22 protein-coding genes and 3 pseudogenes are annotated in these 20,616 nt (G+C 52.5%); 22 read left to right on the top strand and 3 right to left on the bottom strand.

The genetic code is table 11. From position 1 onward, the window contains the following. Positions 1 to 17 precede the first annotated feature (17 nt). The 4 genes from IPM28_13805 (at position 18) to IPM28_13820 (ending at position 2,599) form a co-directional block, all read left to right on the top strand. A complete protein-coding gene (locus IPM28_13805) occupies positions 18 to 242 on the top strand; it encodes an addiction module protein (protein MBK9174057.1) in 225 nt (74 codons plus the stop codon). Further along, entirely contained in the window at positions 239 to 550 is a 312-nt protein-coding gene (locus IPM28_13810) for a type II toxin-antitoxin system RelE/ParE family toxin (protein MBK9174058.1), read from the top strand. Before IPM28_13805 ends, IPM28_13810 begins: the two co-directional genes overlap by 4 nt. Before the next feature lie 62 nt (positions 551 to 612). Further along, positions 613 to 1,089: a hypothetical protein gene (locus tag IPM28_13815; protein ID MBK9174059.1), complete on the top strand. Its 477-nt coding sequence runs from the start codon at positions 613 to 615 to the stop codon at positions 1,087 to 1,089. A 331-nt stretch (positions 1,090 to 1,420) separates the two neighbouring features. Beyond that, positions 1,421 to 2,599, top strand: coding sequence for an ATP-binding protein (locus IPM28_13820; GenBank protein ID MBK9174060.1), 1,179 nt, complete (start codon positions 1,421 to 1,423; stop codon positions 2,597 to 2,599). A gap of 182 nt (positions 2,600 to 2,781) precedes the next feature. On the opposite strand, the gene IPM28_13825 is transcribed toward IPM28_13820, so the two are convergent. After that, positions 2,782 to 3,519 carry a DUF5343 domain-containing protein gene (locus tag IPM28_13825; GenBank protein ID MBK9174061.1) on the bottom strand — a complete coding sequence of 246 codons (738 nt, stop codon included), beginning with the start codon at positions 3,517 to 3,519 and terminating at the stop codon, positions 2,782 to 2,784. Positions 3,520 to 3,965: 446 nt separating this feature from the next. Here IPM28_13825 and IPM28_13830 point away from each other — a divergent pair, with 446 nt between their 5' ends. Beyond that, the gene (locus IPM28_13830) at positions 3,966 to 4,223 is read left to right on the top strand and encodes a hypothetical protein (protein ID MBK9174062.1); all 258 of its coding nucleotides are present in this window, start codon (positions 3,966 to 3,968) and stop codon (positions 4,221 to 4,223) included. Here the strand turns inward: IPM28_13830 and IPM28_13835 are convergent. Further along, positions 4,215 to 4,676 carry a nucleotidyltransferase gene (locus IPM28_13835; GenBank protein ID MBK9174063.1) on the bottom strand — a complete coding sequence of 154 codons (462 nt, stop codon included), beginning with the start codon at positions 4,674 to 4,676 and terminating at the stop codon, positions 4,215 to 4,217. The two genes, IPM28_13830 and IPM28_13835, sit on opposite strands and share 9 nt — an antisense overlap. Before the next feature lie 254 nt (positions 4,677 to 4,930). On the opposite strand from IPM28_13835, the pseudogene IPM28_13840 reads away from it, so the two are divergent. From IPM28_13840 to IPM28_13870, 7 genes and pseudogenes are all read left to right on the top strand, one after another. Next, positions 4,931 to 6,307 (top strand): annotated as a pseudogene (locus IPM28_13840) (NAD(P)/FAD-dependent oxidoreductase). Continuing rightward, positions 6,281 to 7,136 (top strand): annotated as a pseudogene (locus tag IPM28_13845) (SDR family NAD(P)-dependent oxidoreductase). The pseudogenes IPM28_13840 and IPM28_13845 overlap by 27 nt, the downstream one beginning before the upstream one ends. A gap of 53 nt (positions 7,137 to 7,189) precedes the next feature. Next, complete coding sequence (rfaD, locus tag IPM28_13850; protein MBK9174064.1) at positions 7,190 to 8,164, top strand: ADP-glyceromanno-heptose 6-epimerase; 975 nt, start codon at positions 7,190 to 7,192, stop codon at positions 8,162 to 8,164. A 4-nt stretch (positions 8,165 to 8,168) separates the two neighbouring features. Then, positions 8,169 to 8,879 carry a hypothetical protein gene (locus IPM28_13855; GenBank protein MBK9174065.1) on the top strand — a complete coding sequence of 237 codons (711 nt, stop codon included), beginning with the start codon at positions 8,169 to 8,171 and terminating at the stop codon, positions 8,877 to 8,879. Beyond that, complete coding sequence (locus IPM28_13860; protein ID MBK9174066.1) at positions 8,795 to 9,121, top strand: riboflavin kinase; 327 nt, start codon at positions 8,795 to 8,797, stop codon at positions 9,119 to 9,121. Before IPM28_13855 ends, IPM28_13860 begins: the two co-directional genes overlap by 85 nt. Before the next feature lie 20 nt (positions 9,122 to 9,141). Beyond that, positions 9,142 to 9,489, top strand: coding sequence for a VOC family protein (locus tag IPM28_13865; protein ID MBK9174067.1), 348 nt, complete (start codon positions 9,142 to 9,144; stop codon positions 9,487 to 9,489). A gap of 317 nt (positions 9,490 to 9,806) precedes the next feature. After that, positions 9,807 to 11,231, top strand: a complete 1,425-nt coding sequence (locus tag IPM28_13870) for an AarF/ABC1/UbiB kinase family protein (protein ID MBK9174068.1) — start codon at positions 9,807 to 9,809, stop codon at positions 11,229 to 11,231. A gap of 194 nt (positions 11,232 to 11,425) precedes the next feature. On the opposite strand, the pseudogene IPM28_13875 reads toward IPM28_13870, so the two are convergent. After that, positions 11,426 to 13,437, bottom strand: a pseudogene (locus tag IPM28_13875) (cation:proton antiporter). A 337-nt stretch (positions 13,438 to 13,774) separates the two neighbouring features. Here IPM28_13875 and IPM28_13880 point away from each other — a divergent pair. The 10 genes from IPM28_13880 to IPM28_13925 are packed head-to-tail and all read left to right on the top strand — an operon-like array spanning position 13,775 to position 20,539. Then, entirely contained in the window at positions 13,775 to 14,083 is a 309-nt protein-coding gene (locus IPM28_13880; GenBank protein MBK9174069.1) for a hypothetical protein, read from the top strand. 41 nt (positions 14,084 to 14,124) lie between these two features. Then, positions 14,125 to 14,358, top strand: a complete 234-nt coding sequence (locus IPM28_13885; GenBank protein ID MBK9174070.1) for a hypothetical protein — start codon at positions 14,125 to 14,127, stop codon at positions 14,356 to 14,358. A 25-nt stretch (positions 14,359 to 14,383) separates the two neighbouring features. Next, positions 14,384 to 15,103: a hypothetical protein gene (locus IPM28_13890; GenBank protein ID MBK9174071.1), complete on the top strand. Its 720-nt coding sequence runs from the start codon at positions 14,384 to 14,386 to the stop codon at positions 15,101 to 15,103. Continuing rightward, positions 15,103 to 15,438: an oligosaccharide flippase family protein gene (locus IPM28_13895; GenBank protein MBK9174072.1), complete on the top strand. Its 336-nt coding sequence runs from the start codon at positions 15,103 to 15,105 to the stop codon at positions 15,436 to 15,438. Before IPM28_13890 ends, IPM28_13895 begins: the two co-directional genes overlap by 1 nt. Before the next feature lie 8 nt (positions 15,439 to 15,446). Then, entirely contained in the window at positions 15,447 to 16,013 is a 567-nt protein-coding gene (locus tag IPM28_13900) for a polysaccharide biosynthesis C-terminal domain-containing protein (protein MBK9174073.1), read from the top strand. Between the two features lie 7 nt (positions 16,014 to 16,020). Beyond that, positions 16,021 to 17,565, top strand: coding sequence for a flippase (locus tag IPM28_13905; GenBank protein MBK9174074.1), 1,545 nt, complete (start codon positions 16,021 to 16,023; stop codon positions 17,563 to 17,565). Positions 17,566 to 17,584: 19 nt separating this feature from the next. Next, positions 17,585 to 18,370: a class I SAM-dependent methyltransferase gene (locus IPM28_13910; GenBank protein MBK9174075.1), complete on the top strand. Its 786-nt coding sequence runs from the start codon at positions 17,585 to 17,587 to the stop codon at positions 18,368 to 18,370. Between the two features lies 1 nt (position 18,371). Beyond that, positions 18,372 to 19,250: a glycosyltransferase family 2 protein gene (locus IPM28_13915; GenBank protein MBK9174076.1), complete on the top strand. Its 879-nt coding sequence runs from the start codon at positions 18,372 to 18,374 to the stop codon at positions 19,248 to 19,250. A 16-nt stretch (positions 19,251 to 19,266) separates the two neighbouring features. After that, complete coding sequence (locus tag IPM28_13920) at positions 19,267 to 19,920, top strand: hypothetical protein (GenBank protein MBK9174077.1); 654 nt, start codon at positions 19,267 to 19,269, stop codon at positions 19,918 to 19,920. Positions 19,921 to 19,960: 40 nt separating this feature from the next. Then, on the top strand, positions 19,961 to 20,539 hold the full coding sequence (locus IPM28_13925) for a glycosyltransferase (protein MBK9174078.1): 579 nt from the start codon (positions 19,961 to 19,963) through the stop codon (positions 20,537 to 20,539). Positions 20,540 to 20,616 lie beyond the last annotated feature (77 nt).

A 20,616-nucleotide genomic window follows, 5' to 3' on the forward strand; every position in this document is an offset into this window, starting at 1 on the left:
GATGTTATAATTTCCGCATGACCGTACAGACAATTCCGGACATTGAACAAATGACGCCGGCTCAGCAGATCGAGCTGATGGAAGCTCTCTGGAAAAGCATGACCGAGCGTAACGTCAACGGTGAACCGCCTGCGTGGCACCGAGATTATCTCGCAGATCGTGAGAACGCGTTGGCAAACGGCGACGACGAGTTCATCAGCCTTGACCAATTGGAAGCTGACCTCGGGACCGAATTGAAATGACAATTCGGGTACTGCGTTCCGCACGCCGCACGATCTCTGACGGCATCCGGTTTTACGAAGCTCTCGGCCAAGGACTTGGGGCATATTTCCTAAGCTCGATAATGGCCGACCTTCGCTCGCTTAGTATCTATGCCGGGGTTCATCAGAAACTCGACGGCGGTTATTACAGACTGATCTGTAAACGCTTTCCCTATTCGGTCTATTACAAAAAGGAAGGCTCCAACGTAGATGTTTATGCCGTCCTCGATGATCGCCGCGACCCTAAACGGAAGGAAACGCGTTTGCAAAACATCAGCCTAAGCGAATAGTCCCTCTCAAACCCTCGATCGTCGCCATGTTGATGTTTGCGTATATTTTGCGGTGGTAGCTTATGCCAATAGCTCCTGAAATATTGGAACTTGAGTATAGAGGTTATTCACAGAATGGTGAGCCGGTTCTAATCGATGCATATCGCATCCTAAAGAAACAATGGAATGAAGGCGATCGGGACCGAGAAGTCGGCTTACACCTTCTTTTTCTTAGCTGGTACGGTTTAGTCGAACCTCCCTTTGTTTTCGGTGAATATGTCGAAGAAGTAGATAAATTACAACAGACGTTCAACCAAGTGTTCGAATACTTTCAACCACAGATCAATTCTGATCCTGAACTACTTTATGTCATTGGCCTTGCAGCTCATTTGTTCTCTTACATGTTAGGCGATGAAACGGAGTGGGAAAATCGTGCGATTGAATTTCGGAAGAGATATCGACAACTAAAACCTGATGGGATTGAACCAGAGGTTTTTCATGGTCGTGGTGCATACGGCGAATATTATGAACATCAAGCACGAGTTATCGGAGGATACTGATTAAGCAGCTTGAAAACGATAATCGGCACGGGCAGATAGTGTTTGTCTCCAGCGTGATTCGCTTATAGAGCAATTCGACATCCTCATAATCGGTGCGGGGCTTTCGGGGATCGGGGCTGGGGCACGGGTGCGGATGGATTGTCCGGGGAAGACGTTCGCGATACTTGAGGGGGCGGGCGACGGAGCGCGGACACTTTTGTCCGCATCGCTGGTTCCTCCGGCGAGAAAGGTGTTGCTAGCGGTTCTTTTCGCGTCGAAGGGACGCCTCCATCATCGTATTCTGATATCACATATCTATGCAAATCTAATATTCTGTGTTAGATTTGCATAGATGATTGCTCGAAACTTACAACCAGAACTTTCAGAGCGACTGCGAAACGCGTCGTCGGTTGCGCTGCTAGGGCCGCGGCAAGTCGGGAAGACTACGTTGGCATTTGCGATCAGCGAATCGATCCCGTCCGTCTATCTTGACCTAGAGGATTCAATAGATCTGCAGAAAGTCCAGAACATTGCGGCGTTCCATCGGGAAAATCGCGACAAACTGATCATCTTGGACGAGGTGCAGCGGCTACCCGAAGTGTTTAGGGAGATTCGCGGCCTGATCGACGCCGAGAGACGACGTGGAAATAAAACCGGACATTTTCTGTTCTTAGGTTCAGCGTCGATCGACCTCCTTCGCCAATCATCCGAGAGCCTCGCCGGACGGATATCATACCTCGAACTTTTTCCGGTTTGTGCCGATGAGTTCTTGAATGCCCCGAATGAATTAAACGAACTGAATCGCCTTTGGCTTCGCGGTGGTTTCCCCGAAAGCCTGCTTTCTGCGAGTGACAAAGCCAGCCTGCGGTGGCGGCGGGATTTTATCAAAACCTACCTTGAGCGGGATGTGCCAATATTTGGACCGCGGATCCCGGCGGTCACGCTTGAACGATTATGGACGATGCTCGCTCATTCTCAAGGAACGAACATCAATCTAACCAAGCTGGCATCATCGCTCGAGATTTCAAATGTCAGCGTCAGCCGATACACCGATCTATTGGCTGACCTGCTGCTCATCAGAAAAATGCAGCCCTATACGGCTAACATAAAGAAACGGCTTGTTCGGTCACCCAGAGTGTTTGTCCGCGACAGCGGCATCACGCACGCGCTGCTGAATATTGGTGATCTTAACGAACTGCTCGGCCATCCGATTGTCGGGAAAAGCTGGGAAGGGTTCGTTCTGGAAAACATAATGTCAGTGCTTCCCTTCGGTGCAGAAGCATTTTATTACCGAACGGCAGGCGGAGCCGAGATCGATATTCTTCTATCGTTTGGCGGCAAAGAAAGATGGGCTATCGAGGTAAAACGCAATCCCGCCGCCCCCCTCGCTCGCGGATTTTACGAGGCATGCGACGATATCAAACCCGAGCGAAAGATCGTGGTCCATGCCGAGGCTGATTCGTTTCCCGGAAAAGATGGCATCGAGATCAAAAGCCTCTATGATCTGATGGTAGAATTAAAGGCGAAATAGCAAGAATCTATTAAACGCCTCGATCGTCGCCCCGCTGATGTTTAGGTTTATTTTGGGAATGGTGGGTGAAAATGCTACCCTATAAATGGAAGGGCTAGCGCTTACCTACAACGTAACACGCTAGCACAATCCCACCCATGGTACTTAAATACGAGATAAGGACCGCGGACTAACCCGACCACCTACGTCGGGTTTTCTGCATTTTGTGCAGAAACTTGTTGAGCCGATTCATACTCTGTCATCAGGTCGATAATTTTGAATAAAAACTCCCGGTCTCGGGGGGTCAGTAACAGCAAATTGACATTAGCGATGATTGTCAAATCCCCCCCAGCTATGCGAATTGTTTTCTGAGTACCACTACCGTTTGGCGGTACGTCGTCACCTTTTGGAGGAACAGAATTCTTGCCTTCAGACGGTCTTGCCGAACTGACGGTTGACGCTGCTCGCTTCTTTCGCGGACCTGAAGAGCGGGCCTTCTTTAACAAAAGCTGTGATATCGGAATTTCTGCGAATTGAGCGGCCTTGATAAAAAACGTCTTCGCTTTAACCCGCGTATTCCCGGAAACACTGAACTCGTCCGACGTGAACACATTATCAAATTGCGATGGAGTCGCTCGCGACAGGTCTAATTCGATGAGGGACGGATAAAATCTTTCCAACAAATCCTTAATATTCGCCTTTCGATAGTCCGTATTCATTGCCAACTCTCGCAGACTCTCCGCCGGAATGCCATCGTCAGTAATCAGGTCGAAGAATTTCAAAGCCGAAAGTGTAGAGGCCACCGACGCCCCACTGAAACTCGGAAAGCATGAACGGTCAATAACATTCGGAACCGCATGCTCTTGGATGTTGTCCAACGCGGAAATGAAAGTGGCGAATGGAAGATATGGTGCCGATTTGCGTTTATTGGACTCAGTCATAATCACCTCAGCAAAAAGCCTATGCTATAAGCCGTGCGGTGTCAAGTGAATATGTGGATTTTTTTTTCGTGCACAAGAAGTGTGGTTAGAATATTGTAGAATATAGTCCTCTCCCACACTGGACGTTGCCACTTACACTAATGCAAAATGCGAAAGCTTTCACTGCGAATCGATATAGTCGGGTGTTCTTTGTAATATTCGCACATCGATTGATTGATGATGGACTCATGTGTGTCTAATCCCTATATGAGTCCTCGAATAAATAGTGTTATCGCATTGCACTTGCATTATTGGAAGGCTCCCCAGTCGCGAAATAGAACGAAGTGCGTTAGGGGTATTTTCCGAAGATCACAGCGCCTTTTTTAGGTTAGACGAATGGAACTCGTCATTTGAATAGTTGTAGATTTGAGTAGATCTCAATCCCCTATGGATCGATGGTCATATTTGTGGAATTTCGTAAGGATTTGATTGACAATGTTGAGTTTTCGGGGAAATCGTTCGACAACTCTTGTTTGTACGTGTGCGAAGCACGAGAAATGAATGTAAGCTTCTCTGCGATGATGAGTTTTCTCGCCGCGTTGCGGCGATGCGGACAGGAGTTTCCGCTCCATATTATGGAACATTTCGACGTCTTGATTATTGGTGCGGGGCTTTCGGGGAACGGGGCCGAGGAACGGGTGCGGCAGTTGATTGGATCAATTTGAGTTCTCTAATTCGATCACGTCGTTGAGGTCTTTTGGGCGGCCGCTGGCTTTTTTGTTGATCAGTAGATCTTCGAGGCAGATGACTGACGCGGGACAGCCGTCTATCTCGATCCGATTTTTGCGAGGATAACATTCATCGAATTTGACGCCATCGATGTGAGTGATGACCTCGATCTTGAATGGCGGCACTCCCATTCGAATTATACTTTTCTCGAGCATTAGGAGCGACGGCGAAAGGTCCGGTGAATCAAAGCCAAATTGCCGAAGAGCCTCTATTGCTCGTTCAGCATTTTTAGGAGCATTAGACACCCAAATATCGATGTCGCCCGTAGGCCGCGGGTAGCCGTAAACACCGACCGCATAGCCGCCGACCAGCAGATATTTGACCTCATTCGCCTCTAACAATTTCAAGAACTCTTTGAAGTCTTGGGGTAGCCGGATCTGTGTATCCATAGGCTTTGCCGCATCAGTTCGAGGGCGAGAAGGCGATCTTCGTAGGAAGCGTTCCGCCAGTGTTCGCGGTCGGCTTCGTCCGCTTCTTCAAAGCTGCTGAAGACCTTAAAGGCAGACTTATCTAGCTTAACATCGCGAATATCCACGGGAATATTATATCATCTCAGGGATGGCGGACGGGGTAAATATCGAGACTTTGATGTCCTAATTATCGGTGCGGGGCTTTCGGGGATCGGGGCCAAAGACAGGTGCGGATGGAGCTGCCGGGGAAGACGTTCGCGATACTTGAGGGGCGTGAGGCGAGCGGTGGGACTTGGGATTTGTTTCGTTATCCGGGCGTTCGTTCGGATTCGGATATGTACACGCTCGGGTACCGGTTTCGGCCGTGGAAAGAGCAGAAGGCGATCGCCGACGGGCCGTCGATACTGAAATACATCCGCGAGACGGCCCGGGAGTATGACCTTGAAAAAGCGATAAGGTACGGGCATCACGTCCGACGAGCGGAATGGGACTCGGATACGGCAAAGTGGACGGTCGAAGTGAGTGTCAGTAGCCCGCACGTTAGTAAGCTCAAGGAAAAACGAAAACCTCCCGCAAAGCCGCGAAGACGTTGAGGAAAAGCCGAGTCAGGTGGCGACGTTCACCTGCAATTTTCTTTATCTCTGCACCGGTTATTACAAATACGAAGAGGGCTACACGCCTGAGTGGCCGGGGTTTGACGAATACAAAGGCACGTTGGTGCATCCGCAATTTTGGCCCGACAACCTCGACTACGCAGGCAAGCGGGTGCTTGTGATCGGGAGCGGTGCGACAGCGGTAACGCTTGTTCCGGCGATGGCTGAAACGGCAGCGCACGTGACGATGCTGCAGCGTTCGCCTACGTATATTGTGTCGATGCCCGCCGAGGACAAGATCGCGAACGGGCTGCGTGCCGTGCTTCCAGCGAAGGCTGCGTACGCGGCAACGCGTTGGAAGAACGCTGTCCGGCAGATGCTGTTTTACCAGATATCGAAAAAGCGGCCGTCGTTCATGAAGCGCCTGATCGCAAAAGGCGTCGAGAAAGAACCCAAGACGAGGCCGCCGAGACGCATTTCAAACCGACTTACAACCCGTGGGACCAGCGCCTGTGTCTCGTCCCGGATTCAGACCTCTTTGCGTCGATCCGCGAAGGAAGGGCGTCAGTGGTGACCGCTACGATAGAGACGTTTACCGAGAAAGGGGTGCGGCTTGCCAGCGGCGAAGAGATCGAAGCGGACATCATTGTCACGGCGACCGGCCTCGTGCTGAAGATCATGGCCGGGCTGACGCTGGTCGTTGATGGCGAAACGGTCGATCTGTCAAAGAAAATTGCGTATAAAGGCATGATGTACAACGACGTGCCGAACCTGGCGCAGGCCTTTGGTTACACGAACGCTTCGTGGACGCTGAAATGCGACCTGACGAGCGAATACGTCTGCCGGCTGATAAAGCACATGGACGAACATGGGTTCCGGAGCTGCACGCCCCGGCTGAATGACGAGAGCATAACACGGGAACCGGCGCTCGATTTCAATTCGGGCTACGTATTGAGGGCGCTCGGCGAGATACCGAGCCAGGGTTCCAAAATGCCATGGCGGCTGCATCAAAATTACGTCAAAGAAAAAGACAGCGTCGCCGTCATCACCGGAGCCGGCTCGGGAATCGGCCGTGCATTGGCAAAGCGGCTCGCGGCCGAAGGCATTGTGGGCCTCGCGATAGCCGATGTGAATCGTGAGGGATTGGAGGAAACAGCAATGATACTTGGCGACGCAAATGTGTCGCTGCACGTCGTCGACGTTGCTGACCGCGCCGCTATGGCTTCATTTGTTGATGCGGTCATCAGCGAACACGGCCGTGTGACCCACGTGATCAACAATGCTGGTGTTGCGCTCGGCGGCACCCTCAAGGAAGTCTCGCTTGATGAGATCGAATGGCTGATGGGCGTGAATTTCTGGGGCGTGGTGCACGGGACGAAGCTCTTCCTGCCTTACCTCGTTAAAGAGCCGGAAGCACATATCGTCAACATTTCGAGCCTCTTCGGCCTGGTCGCTCCGCCAGGCCAAACGGCCTATTCGCAAGCAAGTTCGCGGTACGCGGGTTTACCGAAGCTCTAAGGCACGAGCTTGAAGACACGAACATCGCAGTTTCGGTCGTTCACCCAGGCGGTGTGAAAACCAACATCGCCAACAGCGCACGTATCGCTGAGAGCTCCGAGATCACCGCCGACGAATTGGAACAACGCCTCGCCCGCATGAACCGAAACCTCTCAACCACCACGCCCGACCGGGCCGCCGAGATCATCATCAAGGGCATCAAGAAACGCAGTCCGCGGATCATTGTCGGCCCGACGCACAACTCCTTAGCTGGATACAACGCCTTTTCCCAAAGCGCTACCTTGCCATCGCCAACGCGATCAGCGGCGGAAAGCTTAAGGAAACCTAACGGAACCGGCCGAGATATGCACCGATCGTGTCTCGGGTGTATCATTTCTCTTTATGTCGAAACATAAGATCATCGTAACCGGCGGAGCGGGGTTCATCGGGAGTGCGGTCGTCTCGCGGCTGAATGAACTTGGATACGACGACATCCTGATCGTCGACAGCCTCGATGAGACGGACAAATGGAAGAATCTGGTCCCGCTCCGGTTTGCTGACTACATCGATGCCTACGACCTCATGGACGACCTTGACGAGTTCAAGGACGCCGATGTTGTCTTTCACCTCGGGGCTTGTTCCTCGACGACCGAGACCGACGCCGACTACATGATCCGGAACAATTATCAGTACACGCAGGATCTGGCGCGGTGGTCGGTGAAGAATGATATCCGATTCATTTACGCGTCGTCGGCGGCGACGTACGGCGACGGCTCGGCCGGGATGGACGACGGCACCGACGAATTGAACAAACTGCGGCCGCTGAATATCTACGGCTACTCTAAACATCTTTTTGACCGGTTCGCAGCGCGCAACGGCATGTTCGAAAAGATCGTCGGCCTGAAATATTTCAACGTCTTTGGCCCGAATGAGAGCCACAAAGGCGATATGCGTTCGCTGGTGAACAAGGCGTTCGAACAGATCAACTCGACCGGAACGCTTCAGCTCTTTAAAAGTGCAAATCCCGATTACGCCGACGGCGAATTCGGCCGCGATTTCGTCTATGTGAAAGACGCGGTCGAGATGACGCTGCACTTTTTGGAAAATGACGCGCGCGGTTTGTTCAACGTCGGTTCGGGCCGGATGAATACGTGGAACGCACTTGCCGATGCGATTTTCAAGGCTCTTGATCGTCCGAGGTCGGTCGAATTCATCGACATGCCCGAACACCTGCGCGACCGATATCAATATCACACACAGGCAGATCTCACCCGCATCCGCGAGGCCGGTTACACCGCCGAGACCACGCCTCTGGATTCAGCAGTCGCCGATTATGTGCGAAACTATTTAGTTCCGGGTAAGCACTTGGGCGATTAGCGGAATGAAGATATTTCACGGGACAGAGAACGCGAATATACAGAAGCCGACCGTTTTGACGCTCGGCGTATTTGACGGGCTGCATCTCGGCCATCAACGGATAATGCAGACGGTCGTTGAACGCGCTCGGGCGGTCGACGCGGTTCCGACGGCGATAACGTTCGACCCGCACCCGCGAGCCGTTCTTCATCCTGAATCGTCTCCGCCGCTGCTGCAGACACTCGACCAGCGCCTCGCCAATCTTGAGGTCCTCGGCATCGAACAGGCGATCGTCATCCAATTTGACCTCGATTTTTCACGGCAGCCAGCCGAAGATTTCATTTCCGAGATAATCCATGACCGGCTGCATGCCAAAGAGGTTCATCTTGGCAAAGATTTTGCTTTCGGCCGCAACCGCGGCGGCAATATCGCTCTCTTGAAAAAGATGAGTTCCGAGCTGGAATTCGTCGCCGAAGAGGTCCCCGAAGTGCGGCTCAGAGGCCATCGGATAAGTTCTTCAAAGATCCGCAATCTTCTATCCGAAGGCCGCGTGAACCTCGTTCGCCGAATGCTCGATCGTCCGTACGGCGTCGAAGGTGTGATCGAGCGAGTGCACGACGCGGCCATACGATCGGTTTTCCGACCGCCAATTTGCGGCCACACAACCGCGTCATCCCCAAATTTGGTGTGTATGCGACGGCGACGCTGGTTGACGGCACGTGGCGGCGAAGCATAACGAACATCGGCGTTCGTCCAACGTTTGAATCTGATGCCGATCCGTCGATCGAAACATATCTGTTCGATTTTGACGGCGATCTTTACGGCGATGTCCTCCGTGTGAGGTTTCTTCATAGGATCCGCGACGAACGTAAGTTCAACGGAATAGACGAGTTGAAGTCGCAGATCGAACGCGACTCGGACCGCGCGCTGAACTATTTCAGGCATCGGGGCGTAAGGAATATGCTGGAGATCTTATGAGATTGACCGGGCTGCGGCCGATGCTCACGACCGACAAATTAAAAGAGACGATCGCCTTTTACGTCGATAACTTGGGCTTTGAATGCGAGGAGTTCAACGATGAATGGGGTTGGGCCTCGATTTCAAAGGACGATGTGGGGCTGATGCTTGCACGGCCAAACGAGCATACTGCGTTCGACCGGCCTCAATTCACGGGCTCGTTCTACTTCACCACCGATGATGTCGACAGCCTCTGGGAACAACTAAAAGGCAAAGCTCGTGTCTGCTACGGCATCGAAAACTTTCCTTACGGCATGCGGGAATTTGCCGTTTTCGACAACAACGGTTATCTGCTCCAATTTGGCACGGAGACCGACGAAGCGTCCTGAATATCGATGAACGACACAACAGATACTGGGGTAAAGCAAAGGGCACTCTCGCCGGGAAACGGCAGCGCGAACGGCGCGCGGGCGATGACTCAGACCGATGCTCTGCCGATCGCAAAGTACGTAACGAACGAACAGCTGATCGCCGAGGAAAAGTTCCTTGCCAAAAAAGAGGCCGAGGTCCAGAGCCGCTATACGGGTATCCGCGGCTGGTTTCGGATCGCTCACGTTTCTGCAGTTATCGGCAAACTTCGCTCTATTTGTATCTCGACCAGTACGAGATGCATCGGAAAGGCCAGCTCAGGCATGCCCGCGAGCGGTTGCGAACGGCCGAACGGCTTACGCGAGCTGCCGTTTACGGTGAGAAGCTTTACGGCATCAAGCTGTGGTTCCTGCATCAGCTGTTGCTCGTGCTTCGCTGGTATATTCTCGGCAGCGAACGCAACCGTGAGGTGAATCAAGAGCGGCAGGCGATCTGGCTTAAAGAGAAGCTGATCGAGCTTGGCCCGACGTTCATTAAGATCGGGCAATCGATGGGAACGCGCGCCGACCTTCTGCCGCTTCCATTCGTTGTCGCGCTTGGAGAGCTGCAGGACAATGTCCCCCCGTTTGACAACGAGATCGCATTTGCACGGATCGAGAAAGAGCTTGGCCTCAAGATCAACGAGGTTTACAGGGAATTTGAACTTACGCCGGTCGCTGCCGCATCGCTCGGACAGGTGTACCGCGCCCGGCTGCATACCGGCGAAGAGGTCGCCGTAAAGGTCCAGCGGCCGAATCTCGAAGCAACGATAAAAGGCGATCTTGAGATTCTAAAAAAGGTGGCCGATTTTGCCGAGCGATTTCCGCAGTTGAATGAGAACGCCGATTGGTCGGGCATGCTGCGTGAATTCAACGAGACGATCCACGAAGAGATGGATTACGCCGCCGAAGGGCGTAACGCCGAGCGGTTCCGCGAATCGTTCAAGAACTGGGACAACGTTCACGTACCAAAGATCTATTGGGGTTCGACCACCTCAAAGGTGCTGACGATGGAGTACATCCACGGCACAAAGGTCACCGACCTCGAAAAGCTGAATGGCCAGGGCATTTCACCAGAAAAGGTAAATCGCTTGCTGATCCGAACGTATCTCAAACAGCTTCTCGAGGACGGCTTTTTTCATGCCGATCCGCATCCCGGCAATCTGTTGGTGATGCCTGACGGAAGGCTTGCGTTCTTCGATTTCGGCATGGTCGGCCGCATATCGCCCGAACTGCAGTCGAAGATGATCGATGCATTTTTCCACATTGTCGGGAAAGACCCCGCGGGGATCGCACAGGACCTGATCGATCTCGATTTTATGAAACCCGGAACCGACCCATCGTCAGTTCGTCCGGTGGTCGAGAAGATGTTCGAGTTTCATCTGAACCTGAAACTCAAGGACGTCAATTTCAAAGAGTTGACCTACGACCTTGCCGACGTGATGTACGATTATCCGTTTCGTCTGCCGTCGAACTTCACGTACATCATGCGTGCGTTGATGACGCTCGAAGGCATCGGCATCATCACCGACCCGGAGTTCAATTTCTTTGAAACCGCGAAGCCCTACGCCAAGGAGTTCATGCTCAAACGCGAAGGCGCTGATTTTCGAAAAATATTCGTCAGCAAGATCATGGGCCGCGACGATGGCGGCAAGATCGACTGGAACCGCACATGGAAGCTCGCCAAGATGGCTGTAAAGACGGTTCTGAACACCGCAAAATAAGACGTTTCGCCGGACGGTCAAAGAGAATCGAAAAGAAAGAGGGAAATTTCCACTAGCTTTTCCGGCATTTCGTCGGTCGCCAACGCAAACACGAGTTGGTCTCGCAATTCTACGCGCCGACTTTGAAAACGAATGTCGAGAAACCGGTTCGGATCGGTTCAAAGAAAACAACATTCAAGAATTCCGATCTGCACCTACTTCCTTGACCCGTCAGAGCTCGCGATGCCGGTAAGCATTGCATTTGCCTTCTCGATCTGCGCGTCGTCGCCGATCATCCCGATCACGTCTCCTTTCATCAATTTAGTTTTAGCGGGCGGGTTTGCAATGATCTCGCCTGAACGCGAGATGGCAACGATCGAAGCTCCGGTGACCTCACGCAGTTTCGAGTCGATGACCGTTTTCCCGACCAATTCGTTGTCATCGCTCAGCGCCAGCCAGCTCAAGCCGATGCTGTCGCTCGCCACAAGCAGTTCGTTAAGAAAATGCCGTTCTTCGTCCGTATTTATCGCCAGGTTGTAACGATCGCTTCGGACCGCGTCGGTATACTGCTGAACTTTTCGGAGAGAGAAGCCAAGTTCGAGCAAGGTACGCCGCACTATCTGCAGGCCGCCCTCAAGCTCTGGCTGGATCACGTGATGGGCGCCAAGCGAGTATAGCTGGGGGACGCTCGTGTCCGTGGCGGCTCTGGCAACAATATGCAGGTCAGGTGCCTCAGCTCGGGCCGCCGCGACAATAATGCTGGTCGCCGCATCATCCGGTGTCGTTACTACGAGGAGGCGGGCTTGGCTCAGGCTTGCATGCGATATAACCTCTGAGTTGCCGGCGTCGCCGTATAAGGCGGGAATGCCGCGCTCGGTGAGTTCCTCAACACGCTCTACATCAGAATCCAGAACGACCAACGGGACGTCGAGTTTCGTGAGTACATTGACGATGTGCTGCCCGACCCTGCCATATCCGATTACGACAACATGATCGGAGATGTGATCGGCGATCTCTGCAACGTCACGGTGACGATCGAGAAGCCGCCAAACTCCGGGCATTTTCCGCAATAGGTCCTCTGCCGGTTTTGTTGTCCGGTACATCAGCGGGTTCACCGTTATCGAAAGCAGTGCTCCGGCGAGGATCATCGAATATTGGTCCTGACCCAATAATCCGAGAGCCAAACCAGCCTGGCCAAGTATGAACGAGAATTCCCCGATCTGGCTGAGGCCCGCCGCAACGACCAGGAACGTCCGGGCCGGACGCTTGATGAAGACGCCCATCAAGAGCGTAACAATATACTTGCCAACAGTTATGAGCAGCACGAGGACGATCAAGGCGGCGATGTTCTCACCGAGATAACTGACATCAACGAGCATGCCTATCGATACGAAAAACAGTACCGTGAATGCATCTCTAAACGGGACCAGATCAGCACTGACCTGATGGCTGAGTTTCGATTCGTTCACGACGACGCCTGCGGCAAATGCTCCGAGAGCGATCGATACGCCGAATATTTTTGTTGCCGCGAGGGCGATACCAACGGAAACTGCCAGAACCGCGAGAATGAACAGTTCGCGTGACCCCGACCTGGCAGTACCGGTCAAGATCCAAGGGATCATTTTCCGACCGATGAACACAAGCGCCGCAAAAAGGCAGCGGCCTTCAGCAGCGTCAAGCCAAGGCTGCTCCAATCCAACCCGCCGTCGCCCGATGCCAGTGTTGGCATCAACAAAAGGATGAGCACGGTTGCGATGTCCTCGAGTATCAGCCAGCCGACCGCGGCCTGCCCGTGGGGCGTGCTGAGCAGGCCGTTATCCATCAGACCACGCAATAGCACGACCGTGCTTGCGATCGAGATCGCAAGGCCAAGCACCAAACTCGCACCTCGCGACCATCCGAGGTACTGTGCGAACAGATAGCCCATTAGGGTCGTGATCAGCATCTGTCCGACTGCTCCGGGAATGGCGATATTGCGCACCTTCCAAAGGTCACCGATCGAAAAGTGGAGGCCGACGCCGAACATCAGAAATATCACGCCTAGTTCGGCCAATTGGCTGATCGTATTGACATCGCCGATGTATCCGGGCGTGAACGGCCCGATAACGATGCCTGCGATCATATATCCAACCAAGGTTGGCAGCCGCACGGCACGTGCGACCGCTCCGCCGACAAAGGCGGCGGCGAGGGCGACAGCTATATTGATCAGCAGCGGCAGTTCGTGCATCGGAAAAACGGACCTAGTTGCTATTGAAAATGTTGTGAAACGGTGTTATTTGATAGTATCCCGTGAGGTTATCGTAAGTCAAACGCGGTGTTTGCGGCATTGAACAGAAAGCGACAAAAGATCCGTTATTTAGCCTATTTGTCCGGATCGTGCGCCCGCGCAGATCCGAAGGTACGATGGACCCTCGTTCGGCCACGAACTTTCTGGATAGTGATCTTTGCGGTCGCTGTCTTTTCCCTCTTCGATCCTATGTTAATAAGATCCAACGCAGCGACTGATCGCCCCATGGCTGAGATCAATTACTCTTCCCGCGATCATTTGATCGGCGATCTTCTAAATGCCAAACAGGGCGGTGACAATTGGATCTTGGTCGCCAACTATTGGAGCGGGGCTGCGGCCCCCGAAAACACGCCGATTCAAAGCAAAGTTGATCTGGTCCGATACTGCTTTTTATGCCCTATTTGAAGCTCAACAGGCTGAGGAACTGATCGTATCTTCACGTCCGGATCTAACAAAGAAAACGATGAACTTGTGGGATCGCGACGTGGTCGAGATCTTTCTCGCGCCGGATCTCAGCGCGCCGCGGCGATATTTTGAGTTTGAGGTGAGCCAACGGGCGAATGGCTTGATGTTGCGATCGACCTGACGAGCGGCGAGCGGATCGCCGATTGGGACTACAGATCGGGCATGGAGACTGCGGCCCGGATCGAGGATGGCCGCGTGCGGATGGCGATGAAGATCCCGTGGGAGGCGTTTGGCAGGAAGCCGAAAACAGGTGATGTTTGGCGGGGGAATATACTAAGGTGCGTGGGTAAAGGGCCTGAACGCGGATATTTAGCCTGGCAGCCGACCAGGACCGAGACGCCGAACTTCCACGTTCCTGACAAATTCGGCGAGTTCAAGTTCGTAGGTCAGCGATAGGAACGCCGCCTCCGCCACGTTCCGGATGCAGAGTGTTTGTCATTACGCTCTCTGCTTCGGTAAATTGACCGCCGTCGGCCTAATCAATAAACTTACTCACGTGACGCCCGACACCACTATCGTTTCCCCTGACAATTACGAGAATCAGGCACCTTCGACAGTCGGTATGACGACGAAGATCGTCAAGGGCAGCATTTGGACGCTCGCCGGCAGTGCCTTGCCATTGCTTGTAACGCTAGTGACGGTGCCATTTACGATTCGTCTCCTAGGTGCCGAAGGATACGGGGTTTTGGTACTCGTCGGTTTGATCCCTCATTACCTCGGCTTTGCCGATTTTGGAATGTCGTTGGCGTCGACCAAATTTGGCTCGACAGCCTATGCCGAAGGCAACCCTGAGAAAGAGGGCAGGGTGATTAGAACGGCTGCCGCCATTGCCCTTGCGGCGGTTACACCGATCGCCCTTTTTATCGTAGTTTTTTCGAAGCCGATCGTTGATGTCGTCTTCAACGTCCGTGAGCAATTCCGTGCTGAGGCTTCGACCGCGCTTAAGATCGCTGCGTGCGCGTTTGTCGTGAGTCTGTTGTGTTCGATCGTGAACACGCCGCAACTGGCTCGTTTGAGAATGGATCTGAACTCGATGATCAACGCCGGTCCCCGGATCGTCGGCACAATTTTGACGCCCATCGTGCTCTATTTCGGTTATGGGATCATTGGCGCGGTGACTGTCGCCCTGGGGCCGCGCTAATGAATCTGGCCGGTCACATCGTTGTTTCGAGCAGATTGCTGCCTCAGCTGTTAGGAATGTCGGTCGATCGTACGGCGGCGAGGGCGATGATCAGATATGGCGGTGCCTTTGTGATCGGGGCCATTGCCGGTGTTGCTCTGATCAACGCGGAAAAGGGAATACTTGCTTCGACGGTCTCGACGACCGCGTTGGCTTACTATTCGGTCGCGTTTTCGTTCGCGATCATGCTGACGTTGTTTTCGGGCTCGATGGTTCAGTCGCTCTTTCCCGCATTTTCACAGTTGCAGGGAACCGAAAAAAGGTTCAGCTCAACTCGATCTATTCGAGGGCGATAAGGATCAGCATGATCTGGTCGCTGCCGGCATTGGTGTTTCTGGCTCTGATCGCAAAGCCCTTCTTCACACTCTGGGCCGGCCCCGATTTTGGCCGCGAGAGTTCATTGCCGCTTTATCTGCTGCTTGCCGGATTGCTTTTCAACATTTTTGCGTACGTTCCGCATTCGATCATCATGGCCTCGGGGCGGACCGACATTTTCGCGAAGTTGTATTGGATCGAACTGATCCCATATCTCGCAGTCGTGTGGCTTCTTGCTTCAAGATACGGGGCCGCCGGAGCCGCGGCGGCCTGGAGCCTGCGTGTCATCGCCGACGCGGCCGCACATTTCTTTCTCGCAAATCGGATCGCAGGCGTAACGATTGGCCGTCGGGGCATAGCCGGTTTTGCGGCCGGGTCAGCCATCATGCTCGTGCCGGTTGCAGCAATGTTGTATTACGCAGAAACTCATATATGGATCGCGTTGCTTTCGTTGCTGTCGCTCGCAGTTTATGGCCTGATCGCGTGGCGAACGATACTTGAACAAGATGAGATCGATTGGGTCACGAATAAGTTGAATGTCCGATTTGCACGATAAAACAGGAATGATCCCTGAACCCCTTGAAGCGAAGGCAGACAGGATGCCGCCATCGACCGCGGGGATGACGACCAAGGTCGTCAAGGGAAGCCTCTGGACGCTTGCCGGCCAGGTCGCACCGCTCGGTGTCTCCTTGGTCACCACGCCGTTCACGATTCGCCTGCTCGGAGCCGAAGGCTACGGCGTTTTGATCCTCGTCGGCCTGATCCCGACCTATTTGGGCTTTGCCGATTTCGGAATGTCGATGGCCTCGACCAAATTCGGTTCAGAGGCGTACGCCGAGGGTGACGAAGAGAAAGAGGGCCGCATTGTCCGAACCGCCGCGTTGATCGCCCTTATGACGTCGGTACCGGTCGCGGCACTGTTGATTTTTTTCGCCGGACAGATCATCGGCCTGTTCAACGTTCCGCCCGAGCTTTCCTCCGACGCCGTGCTCGCACTTAGGCTCGCGTCCATAACGTTCGTCATAAATTTTCTCTGCGGAATATTTAACACGCCCCAACTCGCCCGGCTCCGAATGGATCTGAACACGTTCATTAACGCCAGTTCGCGCATACTCGGCCTGCTCGCAACGCCGCTCGTCCTCTACCTCGGCTACGGAATCGTCGGCGCCGTAACCGTCCTCCTGTTAGCCAGTCTCTTGAACCTAGCAGGTCACTTAGCCGTGGCCGCGACGTTACTGCCTGGACTGGTTCGTATATCTATAGAATGGAGTGCTTTGTTTCGAGTCTTTCGATTCGGTGTTGGTCTAACGGGCGCCGGAATTGCGTTTTTGCTGCTTTCAAATTTGGACAAAGGTGTCTTGCCCGCAATGGTAAGTGTCGAACAACTTGCGTACTACTCAGTTGCTTTTACTATTGCGGGCTTGATGACAATGTTTTCACAAGCAATGACTCAATCTTTGCTTCCTGCGTTTTCTCAGTTATCCGGCCCTCATAATCTAGCGCATGGCCGAGATCTTTTCTCTCGAGCGCTTCGACTTAACCTGATCGTACTTCTTCCTGCGCTTGCAAGTCTCGCAGTGATCGCAGAACCCTTTATCTCGTTTTGGGCAGGCAAGGATTTTGGAAAAGAGAGTATAGAACCATTTTTTATTTTATTGATCGGCGTACTTTTTAATCTCCCGTCTTATTTGCCAATGTGTGCGATCATCTCGACAGGCAGAACAGGACTATTGGCTAAGGTGTACCTGATCGAGCTCATACCATATGTGGCTGCACTGGTTCTTTTTACCGGGGCCTGGGGTGCAAAAGGAACTGCCGTTGCGTGGAGCATTCGTTCTTTATTGGATTCAATAATATTGTTTGTTTTGGCAAAAAGGGTAACAGGCTTCTCTCCTGACTTTAACCGGATTTCCACTGTTGCTTTAAGCGGCTTACTTTTCTCGATTCCAGTAATCATGGTGCTTATTAGCGGAGGACCGACCTTTATTGTGTCATCCTCGCTTATTGTGTGTATGCTTCTTTATTCAGCGATCGTGTGGGAAAAGTTGCTTGCTCGCGAGGAGATCGCTTGGCTTCGCAGTCGATTGATGTTTTTCAAAGCGAAATAACATTTTCATATTCACTTAAATGTCAGTTTCAGAAAGATTCTTAGGCGCAAATGTGATTGACGCTGGGCGGCTGTCGCCTTACTGGGGCGAACACGCTGCTCGATACGTGTTCGCACTGCCCTTTGTCAGGAACAAGGCGGTAATGGACATCGCGTGCGGAACTGGGTACGGGATTGGCATACTACAGAGAGATGCAAAACGCGTTATCGGTGTCGATGTTGATATTGAGGCCGCGAGGCGTGCGGTTGGCGAGTGTTCGGTCAATTCGTCGGTTTTGCTCGCAGATGGTTTGTGTTTACCGTTCGCTGACAACAGTTTTGATGTTGTCACTTCTTTCGAGACCATCGAACATTTGCATGAACGCGGCTTGTTCTTATCCGAGCTTCGGCGAGTGATCAGATCAGACGGAATTCTCGTTTTATCGACACCGAATGCAAATTACACTAAACCAGACGAGGGTAGGCCCTCAAATCCATTCCACGTATTCGAATATACACCTGATGAACTCAGATTCGATATCGAAAAAGAGTTCCCTATCACTTCATTTCTTGGCCAAGAGTTGAACATCGGAAGTTCGATACCGCCCTTCTATGAGGCCCAACAAAGGCTTCCTAAAGATCTCGCGACTCAGGTCAAACTTATAAGTTGGAAGGTCGTAAATAAATTGCCAAGGAGACTGCGTGACCGCCTGAGCGAATCATTGTGGGGGCGCCCCTTCTATCCTGCTGAGTCAGATTATGTTTTCTCGCCGCAAGCTTTGAATTCAGCGCCAGTTCTAGTTGTCGTTTGTCGGAATCGAAAATGAAATGAAAAAAGGCCTTGTAAGTGTAATTATTCCGAATTACAACTATGCCAAGTTTATCCAACGAACTATCAAGAGCGTCTTGGCACAGACCTATTCGAATATCGAGATTATTGTTATCGATGACGGATCAACTGACGGGTCCCTAAGAGTCTTAGAAGAGTTCGGTGACAAGGTGATGACGATAGTTCAAAACAATCAGGGAGTATCGAGGGCTCGAAACCGCGGATTCGAAGCCTCGTCAGGCGAGTTTATTGCTTTTCTTGATGCAGACGACCTGTGGTTACCCCAAAAAATCGAGCGACAGATCAGTTGTTTTCAAGAAGACGAGATGCTCGGATTTGTTCATTGTTCAATGACTCTAATTGGTCCGAATGAGGAGCCTATTGCCGACATCACAAATGGCAGTTCCGGATTCATCGCAGACGCATTCTTACGATTTGAAGGCGAAGGTGCTGTCGTCGGAGCCGGAAGCACGGGAATCGTGCGCAGGGTAGTATTTTCCGAAGTTGGCGGGTTCGATCCAGAAATGTCGACCGCTGCGGACTGGGACTTTTGTTATCGAATAGCTAGACGGCATAAGGTAGGATTCGTTACCGATCCGTTGGTCTTGTACCGTGTGCACAATTCGAACATGCACAACAACATCAGGGCTATGGAACACGATATGATCATTGGTTTCAAGAAAGCGTTCACGGAAGAAAGTGGCATCGACAAAATCCGGTGTTATGGCAATCTATATCGTGTATTGGCCGGGTCATACTTTCGGGCGGGTATGTATAGCGATTTTTTGCGGAATGCCGCAAAGAGCCTTTGGTACCGGCCGTCAGGGATCGGATATTTTGCTGCGTTTCCACTTAGGAGGTTTAGAAAGACGGGTTGAAGTCCGCACTTCATACATGGCGAAGACGCTTTACATTTGCTATTTCGGGGTGCGTGAGCCTCTGGTCCAGACGCAGGTTTTGCCGTATCTGCGAGAGCTGATGAAGGTTGGGATCGGAGAAGATGCGGGGTCTATTCTTCCGATGGACGTCTCGCTTCTTACATTTGAACCATTCCGCGAGGCGGAGAACCTGGCCGAATTCGCGGTCCTCCGCGAAAAGTTGGCGGCCGAGGGAATAGCTTGGGAGTGGCTTCCGTATCATAAATGGCCGTCGGCGGCGGCGACAGCGTGGGACATATTGAGGGGTACGATTCGCGTTTGGCGTATGCATCGGCGCTCTGTATTCGACGTCTTTCATTGCCGAGTGCATGTGCCGGCGCTGATCGGCAACCTCGCACGAAAATTCTTACTTAACAAACCGAAAGTCCTTTTCGACGTTCGGGGCCTTTTCCCGGAGGAGTACACGGACGCCGGTATTTGGCCAAGGGACGGGATTCTCTTCAAAATAGCGAAAAAGATTGACAAATGGTTAATGAGAAAGTCCGACGGATTTGTTGTTCTTACTGACAACGCGGCATTTACTGTTTCCCGAGAGTATCGTCACCGGCAGGGATGCGTTTGGGCGACCAGTTGTGACAATACCATGTTGTGTGGATCAGAAACGATTTGAGGGAGCAAATGATCGTACCCGTTCAGAAGTTCGCGAAGCAATGGGCATAAATGGTCGAAACGTCGCCGCATACCTAGGTTCGTTTGGCGGGTGGTATATGAGCGACGAAATGTACGACTTTTTTGAAGTTGCTCGAAAACTGGATAAGAGCACGTTTCTTCTCATCCTGACCCAACGCAACAAAGAAGTAGTAGCCTCTAGAATCAAAGAACTGGGTTTCGACGATAGAGACGTTTTTGTCGAGGGCGTGGAGCCAAACGAAGTGCCCAGATATCTGGTCGCGGCCGACTATGCGGTTTCGTTCATTTTGCCGTGTTATTCTAAAAGAGGATCATCTCCGACGAAGGTGGCAGAATACTTGGCTTGCGGGCTTCCGGTAGTTTCGAATCGCGGAATCGGAGACATCGACGAATTGATCGAGGCGGATAGCGTCGGTGCTTTATTAGAAAGGTTTGACGATAGCAGTTATGAACTTGCTCTCCAGCAGATCGAAAGCTTGATCTCGGATCCCGGTCATCGCGAACGATGTGTTGCGTCTGCGTTGGAGCGGTTCGATCTAGTGAAAGTAGGCGGCCCGCGGTATCGCGAGATCTATCGAAAATTGTTGACCAGATCATGAAGCGAATCGCGGCGTTCGTGCCAAACAAACTCGGAGTATCACCCGGTCAGCGGGTCAGAATCGAAGCATGGACCCGC

The sequence above is a fragment of the Chloracidobacterium sp. genome, assembly GCA_016716305.1.
Classification (GTDB): domain Bacteria; phylum Acidobacteriota; class Blastocatellia; order Pyrinomonadales; family Pyrinomonadaceae; genus OLB17.

Bases quoted from the DNA above. Each gene is read 5' to 3' on its own strand.
- IPM28_13805 (MBK9174057.1), top strand. From the start codon at position 18: ATGACCGTACAGACAATTCCGGACATTGAACAAATGACGCCGGCTCAG.
- IPM28_13810 (MBK9174058.1), top strand. From the start codon at position 239: ATGACAATTCGGGTACTGCGTTCCGCACGCCGCACGATCTCTGACGGC.
- IPM28_13815 (MBK9174059.1), top strand. From the start codon at position 613: ATGCCAATAGCTCCTGAAATATTGGAACTTGAGTATAGAGGTTATTCA.
- IPM28_13820 (MBK9174060.1), top strand. From the start codon at position 1,421: ATGATTGCTCGAAACTTACAACCAGAACTTTCAGAGCGACTGCGAAAC.
- IPM28_13825 (MBK9174061.1), bottom strand. From the start codon at position 3,519: ATGACTGAGTCCAATAAACGCAAATCGGCACCATATCTTCCATTCGCC.
- IPM28_13835 (MBK9174063.1), bottom strand. From the start codon at position 4,676: ATGGATACACAGATCCGGCTACCCCAAGACTTCAAAGAGTTCTTGAAA.
- rfaD (MBK9174064.1), top strand. From the start codon at position 7,190: ATGTCGAAACATAAGATCATCGTAACCGGCGGAGCGGGGTTCATCGGG.
- IPM28_13855 (MBK9174065.1), top strand. From the start codon at position 8,169: ATGAAGATATTTCACGGGACAGAGAACGCGAATATACAGAAGCCGACC.
- IPM28_13865 (MBK9174067.1), top strand. From the start codon at position 9,142: ATGCTCACGACCGACAAATTAAAAGAGACGATCGCCTTTTACGTCGAT.
- IPM28_13880 (MBK9174069.1), top strand. From the start codon at position 13,775: ATGCCAAACAGGGCGGTGACAATTGGATCTTGGTCGCCAACTATTGGA.
- IPM28_13885 (MBK9174070.1), top strand. From the start codon at position 14,125: ATGGAGACTGCGGCCCGGATCGAGGATGGCCGCGTGCGGATGGCGATG.
- IPM28_13890 (MBK9174071.1), top strand. From the start codon at position 14,384: ATGCAGAGTGTTTGTCATTACGCTCTCTGCTTCGGTAAATTGACCGCC.
- IPM28_13895 (MBK9174072.1), top strand. From the start codon at position 15,103: ATGAATCTGGCCGGTCACATCGTTGTTTCGAGCAGATTGCTGCCTCAG.
- IPM28_13900 (MBK9174073.1), top strand. From the start codon at position 15,447: ATGATCTGGTCGCTGCCGGCATTGGTGTTTCTGGCTCTGATCGCAAAG.
- IPM28_13905 (MBK9174074.1), top strand. From the start codon at position 16,021: ATGATCCCTGAACCCCTTGAAGCGAAGGCAGACAGGATGCCGCCATCG.
- IPM28_13910 (MBK9174075.1), top strand. From the start codon at position 17,585: ATGTCAGTTTCAGAAAGATTCTTAGGCGCAAATGTGATTGACGCTGGG.
- IPM28_13915 (MBK9174076.1), top strand. From the start codon at position 18,372: ATGAAAAAAGGCCTTGTAAGTGTAATTATTCCGAATTACAACTATGCC.
- IPM28_13920 (MBK9174077.1), top strand. From the start codon at position 19,267: ATGGCGAAGACGCTTTACATTTGCTATTTCGGGGTGCGTGAGCCTCTG.
- IPM28_13925 (MBK9174078.1), top strand. From the start codon at position 19,961: ATGGGCATAAATGGTCGAAACGTCGCCGCATACCTAGGTTCGTTTGGC.